Consider the following 1,333-nt stretch of genomic DNA (forward strand, 5'->3'; position numbering starts at 1 on the left):
CGAAATTGCTTTTCCGTTACCGAATTCTATAATTTCTCGTATTTGCGAGACCGATGTGTCGTTATGAATAGAGTTTAATATCCGTTCATTCGAATATTTATAATTGTGCAGACTATCAAAATTTTTGTCAGCATTTTTGCCGTATATAATTCCTGGATTACCGTTTCCGTGGTCGGTTGTTATAATTACAAGAGTCTCTTTATCTTTTGAGGCAAAATCTATTGCAACTTTTATAGCATCGTCAAAAGCAACTTGGTCGTAAAGCAAACCGCCAACATCGTTAGAGTGTGCAGCCCAATCTACTTTTCCACCTTCTACTTGAAGCACAAATCCTTTAGGATTATCTTTCATTTTATCGATTGCTTTTTGCGTCATTTCTGCAAGACTTGGAAACGATTTTTTTAAAGAATCATCGGTTTGTCTGTCTAATTCGAATGGCAAAGCTTCTTCAAGACCAAAAATTCCCAAAATAGGTTTTATGTTATTTGCAGTTAACATTTCTTCTTTGGTTTTCACTATTTGATAACCTTTTTTCTGAAAATCAGCAAACAAATCGCGTTTGTCTGTTCTTTTAGATGTATCGAAATATTCAAAACCACCACCCAACATTACATCAAAATTAATATCAAGATATTTTTCTGCAATTTCAGGTTGACCTTTTCTAGATTTGCTATTTACACAAAAACCCGACGGTGTTGCATGAGTAATTGGAACAGTTGTTACGCAACCCGCCATTTTGCCTACTTTCTTGAATTTTTGCCAAATTGGTAAATATTCTTCACCATTAACGCCTACGCAAATTGAACCATTGTTAACTTTAAAACCAGAACCCCAAGCCGAACTTCCTGCTGCCGAATCGGTTACTATAGAACTTGCAGAAGATGTATCCATTAAAGCTCTCGAAACTAAATTGTCTTTGTACAATTGAATCCAGTTAGAACTTCGACCAAATTTGCGATTTACATATAAATCTGCTATGTTCAAAGTTCCAGAACTCATACCGTCGCTAACTAAAAATATAATATTTTTGGCTTTTTTATTTTTTTTTAAAGTATCAAAATCAAGTTCATGAGCTGTGCCTAGAAATGGATTTAATATTGTTGACCCAATCGCTGCGAGCGAACCATTTCTAAAAAATTTTCTTCTGTCCATTTATTTTCTTTATGGTTACAAATTTAATAAATTGAATTTTAAATTGATTTAGATTTAGATTAAATAATTGTTTTTTTAATAAGAAGTGGTTTAAACTTTTTTGATTGAAGCGAAAAATTAAGATTTTTGTTTCAGATTTTGGATTTTTTTATTGGATAGCATCGCTATCGAATAAAAAAAA

General features: G+C 32.4%; 1 protein-coding gene. It reads right to left on the reverse strand.

Going from position 1 to position 1,333, the window contains the following annotated elements; genetic code table 11:
• The coding region (locus RMO83_RS08050) for an alkaline phosphatase (RefSeq protein ID WP_310559164.1) at nt 1–1,152 on the reverse strand (1,152 nt) is incomplete at its 3' end.
• Nucleotides 1,153–1,333: the final 181 nt, after the last annotated feature.

This window comes from Flavobacterium sp. (assembly GCF_031423415.1).
Classification (GTDB): Bacteria; Bacteroidota; Bacteroidia; order Flavobacteriales; family Flavobacteriaceae; genus Flavobacterium.